General features: G+C 61.8%; 13 protein-coding genes. 2 read left to right on the forward strand and 11 right to left on the reverse strand.

The window, feature by feature from the left end; genetic code table 11:
- Positions 1-12: 12 nt before the first annotated feature.
- The 7 genes from CAF63_RS17795 to CAF63_RS17825 all read right to left on the reverse strand — a co-directional run bounded on the left by CAF63_RS17795 (position 13) and on the right by CAF63_RS17825 (position 9441).
- A complete protein-coding gene (locus CAF63_RS17795; protein ID WP_085686861.1) occupies positions 13-1308 on the reverse strand; it encodes an FAD-dependent monooxygenase in 1296 nt (431 codons plus the stop codon).
- Entirely contained in the window at positions 1305-1982 is a 678-nt protein-coding gene (locus CAF63_RS17800; protein WP_085686863.1) for a S8 family serine peptidase, read from the reverse strand. Before CAF63_RS17800 ends, CAF63_RS17795 begins: the two co-directional genes overlap by 4 nt.
- The gene (locus CAF63_RS17805; protein ID WP_085686864.1) at positions 1972-3690 is read right to left on the reverse strand and encodes an ABC transporter ATP-binding protein; all 1719 of its coding nucleotides are present in this window, start codon (positions 3688-3690) and stop codon (positions 1972-1974) included. The genes CAF63_RS17800 and CAF63_RS17805 overlap by 11 nt, the downstream gene beginning before the upstream one ends.
- Entirely contained in the window at positions 3690-5594 is a 1905-nt protein-coding gene (locus tag CAF63_RS17810) for a sigma-54-dependent Fis family transcriptional regulator (RefSeq protein ID WP_085686865.1), read from the reverse strand. Before CAF63_RS17810 ends, CAF63_RS17805 begins: the two co-directional genes overlap by 1 nt.
- A 123-nt stretch (positions 5595-5717) precedes the next feature.
- The gene (locus CAF63_RS17815; protein WP_085686866.1) at positions 5718-6743 is read right to left on the reverse strand and encodes a histone deacetylase family protein; all 1026 of its coding nucleotides are present in this window, start codon (positions 6741-6743) and stop codon (positions 5718-5720) included.
- A gap of 135 nt (positions 6744-6878) precedes the next feature.
- The gene (locus CAF63_RS17820) at positions 6879-8108 is read right to left on the reverse strand and encodes a Zn-dependent hydrolase (RefSeq protein WP_085686868.1); all 1230 of its coding nucleotides are present in this window, start codon (positions 8106-8108) and stop codon (positions 6879-6881) included.
- A gap of 22 nt (positions 8109-8130) precedes the next feature.
- A complete protein-coding gene (locus CAF63_RS17825; RefSeq protein WP_085686870.1) occupies positions 8131-9441 on the reverse strand; it encodes an MFS transporter in 1311 nt (436 codons plus the stop codon).
- A gap of 162 nt (positions 9442-9603) precedes the next feature.
- On the opposite strand from CAF63_RS17825, the gene CAF63_RS17830 reads away from it, so the two are divergent.
- A complete protein-coding gene (locus CAF63_RS17830) occupies positions 9604-10539 on the forward strand; it encodes a LysR family transcriptional regulator (protein WP_007953119.1) in 936 nt (311 codons plus the stop codon).
- Here CAF63_RS17830 and CAF63_RS17835 read toward each other — a convergent pair.
- Genes CAF63_RS17835 through CAF63_RS17845 form a run of 3 tightly spaced genes read right to left on the reverse strand, consistent with a single transcriptional unit; the run spans position 10533 to position 13512 of the window.
- Positions 10533-11462, reverse strand: coding sequence for a glyoxylate/hydroxypyruvate reductase A (locus CAF63_RS17835; RefSeq protein ID WP_085686873.1), 930 nt, complete (start codon positions 11460-11462; stop codon positions 10533-10535). The genes CAF63_RS17830 and CAF63_RS17835 overlap by 7 nt on opposite strands.
- A complete protein-coding gene (locus tag CAF63_RS17840; RefSeq protein ID WP_085686874.1) occupies positions 11459-12214 on the reverse strand; it encodes a class II aldolase/adducin family protein in 756 nt (251 codons plus the stop codon). The genes CAF63_RS17835 and CAF63_RS17840 overlap by 4 nt, the downstream gene beginning before the upstream one ends.
- Positions 12211-13512 carry an MFS transporter gene (locus CAF63_RS17845; RefSeq protein ID WP_085686876.1) on the reverse strand — a complete coding sequence of 434 codons (1302 nt, stop codon included), beginning with the start codon at positions 13510-13512 and terminating at the stop codon, positions 12211-12213. The genes CAF63_RS17840 and CAF63_RS17845 overlap by 4 nt, the downstream gene beginning before the upstream one ends.
- A 144-nt stretch (positions 13513-13656) precedes the next feature.
- On the opposite strand from CAF63_RS17845, the gene CAF63_RS17850 reads away from it, so the two are divergent.
- The gene (locus CAF63_RS17850; RefSeq protein ID WP_085686878.1) at positions 13657-14616 is read left to right on the forward strand and encodes a LysR family transcriptional regulator; all 960 of its coding nucleotides are present in this window, start codon (positions 13657-13659) and stop codon (positions 14614-14616) included.
- Between the two features lie 12 nt (positions 14617-14628).
- On the opposite strand, the gene mrdA is transcribed toward CAF63_RS17850, so the two are convergent.
- Positions 14629-16521, reverse strand: a complete 1893-nt coding sequence (gene mrdA / locus CAF63_RS17855) for a penicillin-binding protein 2 (RefSeq protein ID WP_085686880.1) — start codon at positions 16519-16521, stop codon at positions 14629-14631.
- Between the last annotated feature and the right edge of the window lie 267 nt (positions 16522-16788).

Here is a 16788-nt window from a genome sequence, read left to right on the forward strand (position 1 = left end):
TGCGCTCATGGCTCAGGGTTTGAAACCCTGAGCCAACAGCCACCCACGAATGGCTCGCCCCTGCTCAAGCCCCAACCCCGCCAACACCTGATCCGCCGACTCATCGCGTAACCGTCGCACCAGCGGCGCCAGCTCGACACCTTGCACATGCCAGATCCCCAGCGGCTGATCCGCCGTGATCACCACCTCGGCTTCATCGACAACCCCGTCACGCAGCACCGGCATCCGTTCGATGCGCAGCGCGGCAAAATCCGTCGCCGCATGGGCCACTTCAGCGTCAGGCCACTGTCGCCGCGCCTGCCAGAACGGCTGATCGAGCCAGCGCTGTTCATCGGCATAAAAGTCCCGACCGATCCGCGCAAAACGCAGGAACAACTGCTCCACACGCTGCCGGTGAAAACGTTGCGCCAACGCCGCCCGCTCAGGTTTGCGCAACAGCGTGTTGATCACCACCGGCGCCTGCAACGCCGAGGACAACGACTGAAAAATCCCGTTGCCCGAGAGCGGGTCCACTGCCATCGCCGCATCGCCTACGCGAATCCAGTTATCACCGCAGACCTGTGGCGCAAGAATCGGCGTGCTGCTGCGAGCGTGCAGTTGCAACTCCAATTCCTGCCCGCCGGCAAAGAAGGCTTGAGCAAAATTCGAGGCCTGGCGCCGCGCGCGGCAGTAATCGAGCAGCTGTGCCTTGCCCGGTAATTGGGCGCTGGCCACATCCACCGTCCATTGCCAATAACACTGGCCATCGTCCCTTCGAGCCATCCACGCCCAACCGTCCTCGAGGCTTTCCACGGCACTGGCAGTCACACCCGGCGCGCCTTGCCAGCGATTGAGCAGGCTGACCGTCTCTGGCCCACGCAGACCTTTACCGGACGCTGGCGCCTGTCGCCCACGGGCTTCCACCAGAAAATCCGCCGTTAGCGTCTGGCCGCCATCGAGTTCAACCCGATGTCCTTCAGCCGAGGAATGAAAATTCAGGACTCGCCCTTCAATCACCTCGACCCCGGTCAGTCGCAAGTCTTCTCGTAAACCGCGATCAAAGGCCGGGCGATCCAGCAGAAACTCGATATTCTGTGCATGCTGCTGGCCGTTCCATGAAACCTGTCGTTGGGACGGCAATGTGGCGTCCGCCAGCGCATGATTCAACCCGGCACCGCGCAACGCCTCCAGTACCCGTTGCGACACGCCTTCGAGCGCCGCAAACCGCCGCCATTCGCTGACCAGCGTCACGGCGTAACCCAATCGTCGCAGCCCCAACGCCACCGCCGCACCGGCCGGTCCGGCACCGAGAATCAGGATCGAAGTCATGGGCCGAAACGCCGTTCAGGACCGCGATAACGAGCGTGCTGTTTCAGCCAGTCGATAACTTCGGCATTGCTCGCCTGCGGATGCTCCAGCAGATAACCGGCAACATGCCCGCTCAATGCTGCACACCCCAGACTGGCCCCGGACTGCCCCGGATAAGTGCCGCGAACACACGCGGCAAAATCCGCCTGCGCATTGTCGAGCCATGACCATTGCTCATCGGTACAACGGGCATCGCCGGTCACCCGCAGTACCTGCGGATAACTCGCCGGAAACACCGCCGCGCCCTGCGCCGGGCTCGACGCACACAGCAACACTCCACGGGCCACCGCCGCCGCGCAGGCTTCGCGCAACAGGCTGCGATCCTGGCGCAGACCGAGGCTCAAATTGATCAGCCGCACGTCCTGCGCCACCAGCCAGTTGATGGCCGAGGCGATCTGCAAGGCACTGGTGACGCCGCGCTGGTCGAACACCTGAGCCACACAGATCTGCGCGGCCGGCGCGCGACGGCTGATTGCTTCAATCACTGCACTGCCATGGCCAAGGGGATCATCGCGCAGTTCCGATTCCGCCAGTCCGCCCTCCAGCAACGAGAATCGCCGTCCGGCAATCACTTGCACCCGTTGCGCCGCCGAGTGCCCGCTGTCGACTACACCGATCCGCAACTCAGGCTTCATGCAGCACCGTTTTCGAAATGAGCACACCGTCGAGCAATTCAAAACGCAGATCGGCATCGGCCAGGGTCGACGGTCGATGACTGATGAGGATCCGTGTGCGCCCGGCAAACAAGCGGTCGATGGCTTCGATCATCTCGCGCTCGGTGGTTTCGTCCACCGCCGACGTGGCCTCGTCGAGCACCAGAATCAGCGGATCCTGCAACAGCGCCCGGGCAATCGCGATCCGCTGTTTCTGCCCGCCGGACAGTTGCTGACCGCGCTCGCCCAAAGGACTGTCGAGGCCTTCGGGCAACGACGCGATCAGGCTGTCGAGCTGCGCCAGCCGTGCGACTTCGGCGATGGCTTCGCGGCTGGCGTCCGGCACTGCGTAGGCCAGGTTGTCGGCGAGGCTGCCGCGAAACAGCACGATGTCCTGACTGACCACGGCGATGCGCCGACGCAGTTCGAACAGCTCAAGTTCACGCAGATCCACTTCGCCGAGCAGCACTCGCCCGGACTGCGGATCGTGATGCCGTTGCAACAGATCGATCAACGTCGATTTGCCGACGCCGGAACCGCCGCTCAAGGCGACTTTCAGACCGTAGGGAATCGTCGCCTCGATGCCGCTCAACGTGCTCGGACGCCCCGGATGGCTGAAGTGCACGGCGTCGAAACGCAGCTCGCCCGAGGTCGGAAACGGTTTCGGCGTATCCGGCGAAAACACTGTGGGTTCTTCGCCACGCAACTCCATGACCCGGCCGAGGCTGACGGTCATGCGCTGGATCGCCACGTACAACCCCAACAGACTTTGCACAGGCCCGACCGCCATCCCAAGATAAGTGGAAAATGCGATCAGAGCACCGAGCTGCCAGGTGCCCTGCACCACCCAATAACCCCCGATCAAAAACGCGCAGGCGCGGGACAGCGAGGTCAATGTGCCCGGCACAGCCTGGGTGAAAAACTCGGTGACTTGCAGGCGCAGCAACTGGTTCATGTAGCCCTGCCCGAGGCTTTCCAGACGCCGTGCTTCACGCTGCTGCTGGCCGGCGGACTGGATGAACTTCATCACCGGCAGGGTCTCGACCATGAATGACGACATGTCCGCCGAACGCTCGCGCAACTGCCGCACATCGCGCTCGACCTTGCGCCGCATCCAGCGCAGCCACAGCACGTCGAGCGGGATCAGCACCAGCGCCAGCAACGACAGCTTCCACGACAGGGTGAACAGCATCGCGATCGCGACCACCAGGCCGATCACGCTCGACACCGCCGAGAACAACGAGTCCACGGCGAAGCGCTGAATCTCCGCCACATCGCCGTCGAGCCGCGACATCAGATCACCGATCCGCCGCTGGCCATAGAAGCTTGGCGAGAGCTTCTGCAAATGCCGGTAAAGGTCGTCGCGCAGGGCAAACAGAATCCGCCCGGACAGCCGCGTGTGCAGATAGCGGTTGATCCCTGACAACGCCGTGCCGAGCAGGCCGGCGATGATCATCAGCACCGCGATCATGACCAGCATCGGGAAGTTGCGTGCCAGCAGCCCGTCGTCGATCAGCAGCTTGACCAGCCACGGCTGCACCAGCACCAGCAGCGACGCGCACACCGACAGACCGAGCAGGCCGACAATCGCCAGCCGCTGCGGCCGCACGAAACCGTAGAGCCAGCGCAACGCCGCTTGCAGCGCGGCGGGGTTCTGGCTGTCGATCAGCCGCACGAACAGGCGCTGCATCACGAGCGCAACTGTTTGAGTTTGCGGTACAGGGTCGCGCGGCTGATGCCGAGGGCGTCGGCGGCGGCCGAGACATTGCCCTGATGGGTATCGAGGGACTGGCGGATCATCTCCAGTTCGTTCTCGCGAATGCTGCCGGTCTGGGGTTTCTCGGTGGCGGAAAGTTCGTCGAGCATGCTGTCGGGCAGGTGATCGAGGGTCAGCACGGTTTCACCAGGTTCGCGCATCGCCAGCGCAGTACGCAGCACCATTTCCAACTGACGGATGTTGCCCGGCCAGTGATATGCCCCGAGCAGGCGATTGAGATCGTCGTGCAGCACGGCGTTCGGTGCGTCGAGCTTGCTCAGCAGCCGAGCGACCAGCGCGCTGAAGTCCTCACGCTCGCGCAGGGCCGGGAGCATCACGTTGATACCGTTGACGCGGTAGAAAAGGTCCTCGCGAAACTGCTTGTCCTCGACCTGACGTTTGAGGTCGCGGTGAGTGGCGCAGATCAGCGCGACGTCAATGTCCTGTTCTTCCCCGGCACCCAGCGGCGCGACTTTGCGGTCCTGTAGCACCCGCAGCAAACGCGCCTGCAAGGCCAGCGGCATGTCGCCGATTTCATCGAGGAACAGCGTGCCGCCGTGAGCCTGTTGCAGACGCCCGATCATGCCGCCACGGCGCGATCCGGTGAACGCGCCTTCGCGGTAGCCGAACAGTTCCGACTCGATCAGGCCTTCGGGAATCGCCGCGCAGTTAACGGCCACAAACGGTTTGTCGCTGCGGCTGCCGGCCAGGTGCAGGGCGCGGGCGATCACTTCTTTACCGGTGCCGGTTTCACCGAGCAGCAATACCGGCAATTCATTGGCCAGACCTTGGCGGGCCATGCGCAGGGCTCGAGCGTAGCGAGTGTTGTTGCCGGCCAGGGCTTCCAGATCCGGTTGCGCCTTGGCGGTTTTCGCCACGCTGCGCGGCGGGCCGCCGAGGTTGACCGAACGCGCCGGAGCTCGCAGGGTCTTGTAGAAAAACTCACCCTTGGCGGTCTGCACACTGCCGACGCCGCCCTGTTGCAGACGGGTCAGCAATTGCACGCCATCGACCCCGAGGAATTCTTCGCAACGCCGCCCGACCAGTGCCGAACGCTCGGCCCGCAGCAACTGGCAGGCCTGGGCACTGACCGCCAGAATCTGTCCGCCGAGACTGACTGCCAGCAGCCCTTGCCAAGGCGATTCCAGATACTGCCGGCGGCTGTGAAAGGCGAGGACGATCTGATCGGGAAAGCTGTTGTTGAACACCCGGCTCTCGATCTGGCTGACCGCCATGCTCAGCAGCGCGGTGCTGTCGTGGACGCGGCCGAGAGGACCTTCGCGGGTCAGGTCGAGGACGCCAAGAATTTCGCCATGCGGGCAATGGATCGGCACCGAGGTGCAGGAAAAATCGGTGAGGCGGTCGAGGTAATGTTCTCCGCAATCAATCAGGGTGGGCCGCGCTTCGACCAGCGCCGTGCCGAGGGCGTTGGTGCCGCGTGCGGCTTCGCTCCAGCAGGCGCCGAGGGTAATGTCCTGCAGACCGCTGCCCTTGAGCCGGTCGGCACGTCCCTCGACCGCGAGGATGGTGGCGTCGGAATTGGCGAGGATGATCAGTCCTTCCTTGCCCTGACGTTCGGCCAGGTAATCGATGGCCGGTATCGCCGCATCGATCAGCAGGCGATTGCTCGCCAGCAACACATCGAGACTCGCGCTCGACTCCAGCGCCAGCTCATGCTTGCCATTGAAATGCACGCCGTGGCTCAGGCTGCGCCGCCACGAAGCATCGATCTCCGCACGCAACACGCCATCCGGGACCTGCCCTTCGAGATGGAGTTTTTCCCGGGCCAGCCGGGCTTCGTGGTGAGACTTGAGATCGGTTGTTTTTATAAGAGTCATCAAGCGCTCCGGAGCGGTCCGCTTTGCGCTTTTTTACATCAGCGCCCTGACGCCAATGTTTACGTTAACGTCAGGGCGATGGCAAGCACCGTAGGGCGCTTGTGTTCCAGCAGGTGGATCACCTCAGCGCTGCCACACCTCGCCATTCACGAAAAATGCCCGAGCATTATCTTCGAGACTTTCCAGGTGATAACCGCCCTCCTGCACGATCAGACATGGCAGTCCCAGGCTGCGAATCCGCTCACCCAGTGCTGCAAAGCCTTCGCGGGTGACGGCGACTTTGCTTTGCGGATCCAGCTCATAGATATCAAAGCCCAGCGACAGCACCAGCACCTCGGCGCCGAACTCACGTACCGCGTTCAATGCGACGTCCAGTTGCCCGAGGAAATCCGCTTCGCTTGAACCATGGGCCATCGGCAAGTTGAGGTTGAAGCCCTCCCCCGCGCCGCTGCCACGTTCGTCGGCGAACCCGGCGACGCCCGGATAGAAGTTGGTCGGATCGCCATGCACCGAGACGTAGAGCACGTCATCGCGGTCGTAGAAAATCTCCTGGATGCCTTGACCGTGGTGCATGTCGGTGTCGAGCACCACGACCTTTTCAAACTTGTCGCGCAACACCTGCGCCGCCACCGCCGCGTTGTTCACGTAGCAGAAACCGCCCGCCGCTTCGGCCCGGGCATGATGTCCCGGCGGGCGGCACAGCGCGTAGGCCGCCGGCTCACCGTCGATCAGCGCTTGCGCGCCAGCTACTGCGCTTTGCGCCGACCAGTACGCCGAGCGCCAGGTCTGCTCGCCGACCGGGCAACTGCCGTCCGCAAGGTAGCGCGCCGCCTGGGCGAGGATGCCGCGCAAGGCATTGGGCTCGCGGACGAAGATGTTCGACATCACCTCATCGCCCCAGTCTTCGGGGATTTCCTTCCAGCGTGCGTAGGCTTCCTGAAGGAACGTCAGATACGGCGCACCGTGTACCGCCAGCAACGGCGCGAGGCCGGCATCGACCGGCTGCTCGACACTGAAGCCCAGACCGTGGGCGGCCTGCACCAGACGTTGCGCACGCTCGGGGACTTCCTGCGGCGTGCGCATCTGCCCGCGCGAGTAATAGCTGCGTGGATGGTGGAGCAACTGTTCGGGGTGGAAAAAACTGCGCATGGGATGAACTCCTGTCAGTCAGCATGGTGTTCTACTGTGGGGGCGAGCTTGCTCGCGATGGCGGAGGGTCATCCAACAACTTCGGTGACTGATCGAACGTCATCGCGAGCAAGCTCGCTCCCACAGGGGTCCTGTTTAATCAGCTCGACCGGCGCGGGCCAGCACGGCGTTGAGCAATACGTCGGTGCCCTGCTTCACGTCTTCGGGCAACACATCTTCGGCTTCGTTATGGCTCAAGCCTCCGACGCACGGGATGAACACCATCGCCGTCGGGCAGTAGCGCGCGAGGTGAATCGCGTCATGCCCGGCGCCGCTGACAATCGACTGCTGAGCGTAGCCCAGCGCATCCACGGCCTCTTGCACGGCTGCCACGCATTCGGCGTCGAACGGTGTGGCCGGGCTGATCCAGTGCGGGGTGATCGTCAGGTTCAGGCCTCGGATTTCGGCGATGGCCTGCAACCGGGCGCGGACTTGTTGTTCCATGGTGGCAATGGCGTCGTCGCGGTGATGACGCAGATCGACGGTGAAATTCACCAACCCCGGAATGGTATTGCGCGAGGACTTGTTGATGCTCAACTCGCCGACCGTAGTCAGGCCTTCCGGCGCGAAATCCGTGGCCAGACCTTCAATCGCCTGAATCATCCGCGCCACACCGTACAAGGCATCTTTGCGCAGCGGCATCGGCGTAGTGCCGGCGTGGGCGGCCATGCCTTCCACGCGCACGTCGAGCCAGCGAATCGCCTGACCACCCGTGACCACGCCGATGCTTTTGGCGTTGTCTTCGAGGATCGGGCCTTGCTCGATGTGCGCTTCAAAATACGCATCCACCGCACCGCCCAACGGACGCTCACCGGCGTAACCGGTACGCTGCAACGCCTCGAAAACGCTGATGCCATCGATATCGCGTACGGCCAGCGCGGCGTTCAGATCCATAATCCCGGTGAACACCGCCGAGCCAAACATGGCCGGGGTGAAGCGCGCACCTTCTTCGTTGGTCCACACTGCTACTTCCAGCGGTTTGCGGGTCTGGATGTTCAGGTCATTGAGGCAACGCACCACTTCCAGCCCGGCGAGTACACCGTAGACACCGTCGAAACGCCCGCCTTCGGGCTGGGTGTCGAGGTGGCTGCCCATCATCACTGGCGCGGCGTCCGGGTCGGTGCCGGCGCGGCGGGCGAACAGGTTGCCGATGGCGTCCACACTCAGGGTCATGCCGGCTTCGCGGCACCAGTGGGCGAACAGTTCGCGACCGGCCTTGTCTTCGTCGCTCAACGCCAGACGGCAGCTGCCGCCTCGGGCTGTCGCACCGATTTCGGCCATGGCCATCAGGCTCGCCCACAGGCGTTCGCCATTGATTTTCAACATGAGGTTCTCCTGAAATTCCAGGTTAGGCACGGGCCATTTCCGCGCGATGGGCGCTGGCGTGACGACGAGCGAGGGAGAGCACGCAGATCAGCGAAATGCCGGCGATCAGGCTGTAGAACACCGCCATCGGCCACCACTGCCCGGTGAATTTGTGCGCGAGCATCGTGCCGATCAGCGGCGTCAGCCCACCGGCCACCGCGCCGCAGATCTGATAGGCCAGCGAGATCGCGGTGTAGCGCACGCGGGTCTCGAACATGCCGCTGACGTACCCGGCGATCACCGCGTAGAACGAAGCCATGCACACCACCGCCAGCGCGATGCCAAGGATGATCAGCGGCGCCTGGGCCGAGCTGACCAGCACGAACATCGGATATGGCGAGGCCATCGCCAGCAGCGATACCAGGCACAGGAAACGCGTCGCGCCGATCTTCTCCGCCGTCCACGCCGCCAGCGGTTGAATGCAGAACTGGATGATTGCGACAAAGAACAGACATTCAAGAATCAGCGAGCGCGGCAGCGCCAGTTGCTGAGTGGTGTAGGCGATCATGAAGGTATTGGTGAAATACACCCCGGCGATGCCCAGCGTGTTGGCGCCGATGCACAGCAACAGCGGCCGCCACGCGGTGCGCAGCACTTCCATGACCGGCGCCTGTTCTTTCTTGATTTGCTTGCTGGCCTGCTCACGGCTGGCGAGGAATTCCGGTGACTCGTTCACCCCCAGGCGAATTGCCAGGCCCACCAGCAGCAACAAAGCACTGGCGAGGAACGGCAGACGCCAGCCCCAGCTCATCAGGTCTTCTTCGGGCAAACGGGTCACCGCGCTGAACGCCAGCAGCGACAGGATCAAACCCGCCGGGCTGCCCAGTTGCGCGAACGAAGCGAAGAAATTGCGCCGGCCCTTCGGCGCATGTTCGCCGGCCATCAACACCGCCCCGCCCCACTCGCCACCGACGGCGATGCCCTGGACGATACGCAGCAGAATCAGCAGCACCGGTGCGGTTGCGCCGATCTGCGCGTAGGTCGGCAACAAACCGATGCACACCGTGACCACGCCCATCATCAACAGCGTGATGATCAGGGATTTCTTGCGGCCGATACGGTCGCCGATATGACCGAAGATGATCCCGCCCAAAGGCCGGGCGAAGAAGCCCACGGCGAAGGTGCCGAACGCCGCCATGGTGCTGAACAGCGGATCGTCGGAGGGAAAGAACAGCGCGCCGAACACCAGCGCGGCGGCGGTGGCGTAGATGTAAAAGTCGTACCACTCGATCATGGTGCCGATGAAGGCTGCGGCCGCCGCACGGCGCGGCTGGTTCGAAGCGTGGGGCTTCATGGGTCGGGCTCCTTTGATTGTTTTTTTGGCAGGAGGGAAACGCTAAATCCGAGGCACTCTGGCGGCGCCTGTCGTGGGGTGATTTTTCGTCCCGGGGCTATGATTAGTCAATTTTCTATTTATTATTCCGAGTATTACTTATCCTTATAATCGTGAGCCGCCATGGCCGAACGTGATGTGCAACGCCTGCTCAACGACCGCCTCGACTGGAACCTGCTGCGCACCTTCCGGGTGATCGGCCAGGAGCTGAGCATCAGCCGCGCCGCTGCGCGTCTGCACCTGACACAACCGGCGGTGAGCCAGGCACTCAAGCGTCTGGAGGAACAATTGGGTCGCCAACTGATTGCCCGACGCGGCCCGCGCTTTGCCCTCACCGAAGTCGGCGAGCAGATCTTCGAACTGGCCGGCGAGATCTACGGGCAGATGTCTCAGGTCAGCAGCCTGTTGGAGCAACCAGCCGACGAAGTGATCGGCAAGGTGCGGTTGCTGATCATCAGCCGGATCTTCTCCGAGCGTTTCGATGACTTCCTCGCCGACTTTCATCGGCAATATCCACGGGTGGATCTGGAGGTGGATGTGATGCGCAGTTCGGACATCGTCAGCGCTCTTCAGGAGAAAACCGCGACCCTCGGTCTGAGCCTCAATCGCCGCCCGCAACCGCGACTTGAACAGCGTCTGTTTCTGCGTCAGCGCTATGCATTTTTCTGTGGCAAACACCACGCTTTATTTGGCCGACAGGACATCGGCGAAGGCGATTTGCAGCGGGAGAATTTCGTCAGCTTCACCAGCGATCAGATTGGTGGAATGCTTTCGCCGCTGACGATTTTTCGCGATCAACAGGGCTTCAGCGGACGCATCGTTGCGTCATCGCCAAGCCTGGAAGAAGTGCGGCGACTGGTGATCGCCGGATTCGGCATCGGCTGCCTGCCAGAGCACGTGGTGGCGGCGGACGTCGAGGCCGGATTGCTCTGGCGCCTGCCGCCCCACGAAGGGATTGCCGATGTCGACATTCATTTGCTGTGGAACCGCGATCAGCGCATGAGCCGCGCCGAGACGCTGTTCATCGAGCGCTTGCAGGCCTGTCTGGCGGATCAGTAACCGAGCAGCCGATCCGCGCTGTTTAGCAACGGTTCGCCGGCATTCAGACGGCGGAAGTTCTCGGCGATCTGCTCGGCGATGCAGTCATGAGACGCCGCCGAAGCCATGTGCGGTGTGATGGTCACGCCCGGGGTTTGCCACAGAGAATGGCTGGCGGGCAGCGGTTCCTGTTCGAACACATCGAGCAGTGCACCGCGCAGTTTTCCACGGGCCAGCGCTTGTTGTAGATCCTCAATGTTCAGGTGCCCGCCGCGCCCGACGTTGACCAGCGCCGCACCGTTGGCCAAGTGATCGAAAGTCTGACGATTGAGGATGCCGCGCGTCTCGTGAGTCAGCGGCAACAGATTGATCAGCAATTCCACACCGTCAAGAAACGGGTTGAAAGCTTCGCAGCCGGCGAAGGTCTGCACGCCCGGTAAATCCTTTTTGCTGCGCGCCCAGCCTCGCACGTCATAACCGGCACTGGCCAGGTCTTGGGCAATCGCGCTGCCGAGCGAACCGAGCCCCATCACACCGATCCGGAACTCATGGGCCGGGCGTTGCAGCGGTCGCTCCCAATGCTGTTGGCGCTGTTGCTGAAGGACTTGATCGAAGCCGCGATGATAGTGAATCACCGACCAGCGCACGTATTCGGTCATGCCTTGGCGATGACCGGGATCGACCACGCGGCACACCGGCAGATCCGGGCATGAGGGATCGTGTTCAAGATGATCGATCCCGGCGGCGACCGAGTGAATCACTTGCAGATTGGGCAACGCGGCGAGGCTGTCCGGCAGCGGAAACCAGCACGCTGCGATCTGCGCATTCGCTGCCCGGGGATCGTCGGCCAGCACCGCCGAAAGCTGCGGCGCGCGGCGGGCAAAGGCTTCCTGCAATTGTTTGAGCAACAGCGTGTCACGGGACATCAGTGCAACGGTGTTCATGACAGATAGGACTCGCGTTGGGAATCGATCAGGGTCAGTGCGGCCTCCCAGGCCAGGTCGATGATGTTGTCCTGCTCATCGCGGTCGAACTGTTCGGCTGTGTGGGCGCAGACTTCCGGCGACGGGAAATGCAGCTCGCAACCGCCGGCCAGCGCCTGCACTTGCGCCTGGCAGGCACGCTCCAGAAAGTGAATTTCCTGGAATGCCTGGGCCACGCTCGAACCGCCGACCAGCAGGCCGTGATTGCGCAGGATCATCGCCCGGTGCGGGCCTAGATCGGCGATCAAACGCTCACGTTCATCCAGCGACAGCGCGATGCCTTCATAGGTGTGGTAAGCAAGTTTTCCGTAGAACTTCAGTGCGTGCTGACTGATCGGCAGCAGGCCTTGTTTCTGCGCGGCGACGGCCATGCCGGCGGCGGTGTGAGTGTGGATCACGCAGTTCAGATCCGGCCGCGCCATGTGGATCGCCGAATGGATCACGAAGCCGGCGGCGTTGACTCGATGCCCGGCGTATTCAGGGTCGACGATGCGTCCGTCCTGATCGATGCGCACCAGATCGGAAGCGCGCATGCGGTCGAATATCACACCATAACGATTGATCAGGAAATGATGCTCCGGCCCCGGAATTCGCAGGGTGATGTGGGTGTCGATCAGGTCGGTCATGCGAAAGTGCGCGATCAAGCGGTACAACGCGGCGAGCTCGCAACGGGCTTGCCATTCAATCGGGTCAATGTGGGCGGGCTTACTCACGAATACACCTCTTTGTTGGTATGAAGGACGACCGGGTTGGCCCGCAGACGCGCGAGGCCACAGACACCGATCAGGGACAGGGCCGATAGCAACGTGAAGAACACCGCCAATGGCAGCCATTGCCCGGAGAACTTGCTGGCCAGCAGCGTGCCGATCAGCGGCGTGGTGCCGCCGGCTAGTGCGCAGCTCAGTTGGTAAGCGATGGAAATGCCCGAGTAGCGCAGGTGCACCGGGAAGGCCTGGGTCATGTATCCGGCGATCACCGCGTACAAGGCCGAGAGAATCACCACCGCGACGGCGATGCCCAGGGTCATCAGAAGAATGTTTTGAGTGCCGACCAGCAGAAACATCGGGAACGGCGTGACCATGCACAGCAACGCCACCAGCATCAGGAATCGCCCTTCGCCGATGCGCTCGGCGAGCAACGCCGACAACGGTTGCGACAGCAGTTGAATGATCGTCACCAGGAATAGGCAGTCGAGAATGGTCGCTCGCGGGATGCCCTGATATTGGGTGACGTAGGTGATCATGAAGGTGTTGGTGAAGAAGAATCCCGCCGAACCAATGGTGACGGCGGCGGCAGCGAACAGAATTTGCCGCCAGCACTGACGAATCACGTCTTTCACCGGGTATTTCGCGGTTTCGTTGTTGTCCTTGGCTTTGGCGAATTCCGGCGATTCATGCACACCGGAGCGGATCATCAGACCGACCATCATCAGCACGCCGCTGGCGAGAAACGGCAAACGCCAGCCCCAGGCGAGGAAGTCTTCCGGCGACAGCGACGTCACCAGACGGAACGCGATCAGCGCCAGCAGCAAACCCGCCGGACTGCCGAGCTGGGCGAACGAAGCGTAGAAGGTTTTGCGTTTGGCCGGCGCGTGCTCACTGGCCATCAACACCGCCCCGCCCCATTCGCCGCCGACTGAGATGCCCTGAATCAGACGGAGAACAATCAGACCGACGGGCGCCCAGATGCCGACACTGGCATAACTCGGCAGCAGACCGATACCCGCAGTGGCCAGGCCCATCAGTGCCATGGTCACCAGCAGCATTTTCTTGCGACCCAGACGATCGCCCAAATGACCGAACACCATCCCGGCCATGGGGCGGGCGATGAAGCCGACAGCGAAACTGCCGAACGCGGCGAGCGTGCTGGTCACCGAGTCGCTGCTGGGAAAGAACACCTGTCCGAGCACCAGTGCGGCGGCCGTGGCGTAGATGTAGAAATCGTAGAATTCGATGGTCGTGCCAATGAAGGCAGCGGCCGCGGCGCGACGCGGCTGAGCGGTGGTGTGCATGCAAGAACCCTGTGTATTTATAGTTTTGGGCAGATGTCGAGGCGGCTGACGGTCGCGCTCTGTGGCGCTTGTGGGCTTTATCGCTTCCGTGACAGGATTAGTCAATTTTCAAAAACTTATCTTTACTATTAGCATGGCTACTACATGAGTTCTTCCTCGAATCCCTGGGTCGGACGGCGCTTTCTCAATGATCGGCTGGACTGGAACCTGCTTCGCACCTATCTGGTGATCGGTCAGGAAGGCAGCATGAGCCGCGCCGCTGCGCGATTGCACATCACCCAATCGGCGGTCAGTCAGGCGTTGAAACGTCTCGAAGAACAACTGGATTGTGTGTTGATTGCCCGCAGTGGGCGGCGCTTTGATCTGACGGAAACCGGGGAAGAAGTCCTGCGGATTGCGGCGGATATCTACGGCGATATTTCCCGTTTGGGCACCGTGGTCGAGAACCGCCATGACGACGTTGTCGGCAAGATCCGCATTCTCACCGTCAGTGGTGTGCAGGCTCGCCATTACGACGAGTTTCTTGCGGACTTCCACGAAACTCACCCGAAAATCGAGCTGGAAGTCGAGGTGATGGGCAGCTCGAACATCATCAGTTCATTGCTGCAAAAAACCGCCACTGTGGGAGTGGGATTGTGTCGTCTTCCACAGCCGAGACTGGAGCAGCGGGTATTGTTTCGTGAGCGTTATGCGTACTTTTGCGGGCAGCGGCATCGACTGTTCGGGCAGCAGAATCTGACGCTGGAGCAACTGGCGGCGGAGAACTTTGTCAGCTTTACCAGTGATCAGCTCGGCGGCAATCTTTCGCCGTTGACGCTGTTTCGCGACCAGCAGGGGTTTACCGGCAAGATCGTCGCTTCCTCTACCAGTTTCGAAGAGATTTATCGCTTGATCTGCGCAGGATTCGGGATTGGCTGTCTGCCGATTCATCTTGTACGGCGGGATGTCGAACAGGGTCTGCTGTGGCGCTTGCCGCCGGAGGATGGGGTGGTGGATTTCGATATCCAGCTGCTGTGGAATCGCGAACAGAAGATGACCCAGGCTGAAACGGTGTTCCTCGACAGCTTCCAGCACATGCTCAGCTTGCGTGAGCCTGTGCTGTGAAGCTTTAACGAGTTACACGTGAGGGTCGCCCGGCGCCTTGGTCGGCGCCGCGTATTGCGGCTTGAGGTGACCGTCCTGGTCGAGTAGCCAGGCGTCCATGATCTGCCGCACCACCGGACCTGCGACTCGGCCACCGGCCTCGCCGTTTTCGATCATCACCGAGATCGCGATCTTCGGATGCTCGGCCGGGGCGAAACCGACGAACAAGGCGTTGTCACGATGGCGCTCGAGGGTTTTCTCGCGGTTGTAGCGCTCGCCCTGCTTGATCGCCACCACCTGCGCCGTACCGCTCTTGCCGGCGATGCGGTATTGCGCACCGGCCGCCGCCGCACGAGCGATGCCTCGGGCATCGTGCATCACCATCTGCATGCCGTGGTTGACCTGCTCCCAGTCACGCGGATCCTTGAGCAGGATATTTGGCATCGGATGTTCGTCCACCGGCGCTACACCGTCGACAGTCTTGGCCAGGTGCGGACGGTTCCAGATGCCCTTGTTGGCAATCAGTGCGGTGGCTTGAGCCAGTTGCAACGGCGTGACCTGCATGTAGCCCTGACCGATGCCGAGGATCACGGTTTCGCCGGGGAACCAGGCTTGCCGGCGCGTAGCGCGCTTCCAGGCCTGGGACGGCATCAGACCGGGCGACTCCTCGAACATGTCCAGCGAGACTTTCTCGCCGAGGCCGAACATTGCCATGTAATCATGCAGGCGATCGATGCCGAGCTTGTGCGCCAAATCGTAGAAGTAGGTGTCGTTGGAGCGCATGATCGCTGCGTCCATGTCCACCCAGCCGTCGCCGCTGTGGTTCCAGTTGCGGTACTTGTGGTCGAAGTCCGGCAGTTGGTAGTAACCCGGATCGAAGACTCGGGTTTGAGGCGTGACCACGCCGGCGTCGAGCCCGGCAATCGCCACTTCCGGTTTGATCGTCGAACCGGGTGCGTACAGGCCGCGCAGCACGCGGTTGAACAGCGGCCGGTCGATGGAATCACGTAGCGCGGAATATTCCTTGGAGCTGATACCGGTCACGAACAGATTGGGGTCAAAGCTCGGGTTGCTGACCATGGCCAGCACTTCGCCGGTCGAGGGGTCCAGCGCAACGACCGAGCCGCGACGGTCGCCCAGTGCGGCTTCGGCCGCTTCCTGGAGTTTGACGTCGAGGCTCAGGACGATGTTTTTGCCTGGAATCGGATCGGTGTGTTTCAGCACGCGCAGTACGCGCCCCTGAGCATTGGTTTCTACTTCCTCGTAACCGACATGCCCATGCAGTTGTGGCTCATAAAAGCGTTCGATACCGGTTTTGCCGATGGATTGGGTGCCGCGGTATTCGACGGAATCGAGGGTCTTGGACTCTTTCTCGTTGATGCGGCCGACGTAGCCGATCGAGTGGGCGAAGTGAGCGCCCAGCGGGTAGTTGCGAACGAATTGTGGCTCGACATCGAGGCCCGGTAGACGGAACTCGTTGACGGCGAGTACGGCGATCTGCTCTTCGGTCAGCTCATAGAACAGCGTTACGGGTGTAAATGGGTGACGCGACTGCTTCATGGCCTTGTCGAAGACTGTGCGGTCTTCGGCGGGCAGGTGCAGGAGGCTGATGACCTCATCCAGCTCCTGGTTGACGTCAGTCGCGCGTTCGCGGGTGATGGTCAGGTTGTAGCTGGGACGGTTGTCGGCCAGCAATACGCCATTGCGATCGTAGATCAGGCCGCGAGTCGGCGGGATCGGCAGGACATGTACGCGATTGTTTTCGGAGATGGTCGAGTGGTAGTCGAACTCGACGACTTGCAGGATGTACAGGCGCACAACCAGGGCGCAACTGACGGCAAAGACGAACAAGGCACAGGCGATCAGGCGTTTGTTGACCAGTCGTGTCTCTTTTTCGTGATCCTTGATAGGGATGGGTTCGGGCATTTCTGCAGCCACTCTTTGACAAAAATGAGCGCCGATCCTTGGGCGTGACATCAGTCCGTTAAAAAACGAGCTGCACCATACCAAAAACCAGGCGGCCATTTCAGAGGGATTTCCTCAATGGTTGTAATCGCGACGGCTGGAGGTTTCTCAAGACACTTTCCTGCGGGCAAAACAAAACCCCAACTGCTTTCGCAATTGGGGTTTCGGAATTTAATCTTGACGATGACCTACTCTCACATGGGGAAACCCCACACTACCATCGGCGAT

Origin of the sequence: Pseudomonas sp. B20(2017) (genome assembly GCF_002113125.1) — a bacterium.
GTDB lineage: Bacteria > Pseudomonadota > Gammaproteobacteria > Pseudomonadales > Pseudomonadaceae > Aquipseudomonas.

What these genes read in the sequence shown, in the direction of transcription:
- CAF63_RS17795 (WP_085686861.1), bottom strand. Translation starts at nt 1,308, where the DNA reads ATGACTTCGATCCTGATTCTCGGTGCCGGACCGGCCGGTGCGGCGGTG.
- CAF63_RS17800 (WP_085686863.1), bottom strand. Translation starts at nt 1,982, where the DNA reads ATGAAGCCTGAGTTGCGGATCGGTGTAGTCGACAGCGGGCACTCGGCG.
- CAF63_RS17805 (WP_085686864.1), bottom strand. Translation starts at nt 3,690, where the DNA reads ATGCAGCGCCTGTTCGTGCGGCTGATCGACAGCCAGAACCCCGCCGCG.
- CAF63_RS17810 (WP_085686865.1), bottom strand. Translation starts at nt 5,594, where the DNA reads ATGACTCTTATAAAAACAACCGATCTCAAGTCTCACCACGAAGCCCGG.
- CAF63_RS17815 (WP_085686866.1), bottom strand. Translation starts at nt 6,743, where the DNA reads ATGCGCAGTTTTTTCCACCCCGAACAGTTGCTCCACCATCCACGCAGC.
- CAF63_RS17820 (WP_085686868.1), bottom strand. Translation starts at nt 8,108, where the DNA reads ATGTTGAAAATCAATGGCGAACGCCTGTGGGCGAGCCTGATGGCCATG.
- CAF63_RS17825 (WP_085686870.1), bottom strand. Translation starts at nt 9,441, where the DNA reads ATGAAGCCCCACGCTTCGAACCAGCCGCGCCGTGCGGCGGCCGCAGCC.
- CAF63_RS17830 (WP_007953119.1), top strand. Translation starts at nt 9,604, where the DNA reads ATGGCCGAACGTGATGTGCAACGCCTGCTCAACGACCGCCTCGACTGG.
- CAF63_RS17835 (WP_085686873.1), bottom strand. Translation starts at nt 11,462, where the DNA reads ATGAACACCGTTGCACTGATGTCCCGTGACACGCTGTTGCTCAAACAA.
- CAF63_RS17845 (WP_085686876.1), bottom strand. Translation starts at nt 13,512, where the DNA reads ATGCACACCACCGCTCAGCCGCGTCGCGCCGCGGCCGCTGCCTTCATT.
- CAF63_RS17850 (WP_085686878.1), top strand. Translation starts at nt 13,657, where the DNA reads ATGAGTTCTTCCTCGAATCCCTGGGTCGGACGGCGCTTTCTCAATGAT.
- mrdA (WP_085686880.1), bottom strand. Translation starts at nt 16,521, where the DNA reads ATGCCCGAACCCATCCCTATCAAGGATCACGAAAAAGAGACACGACTG.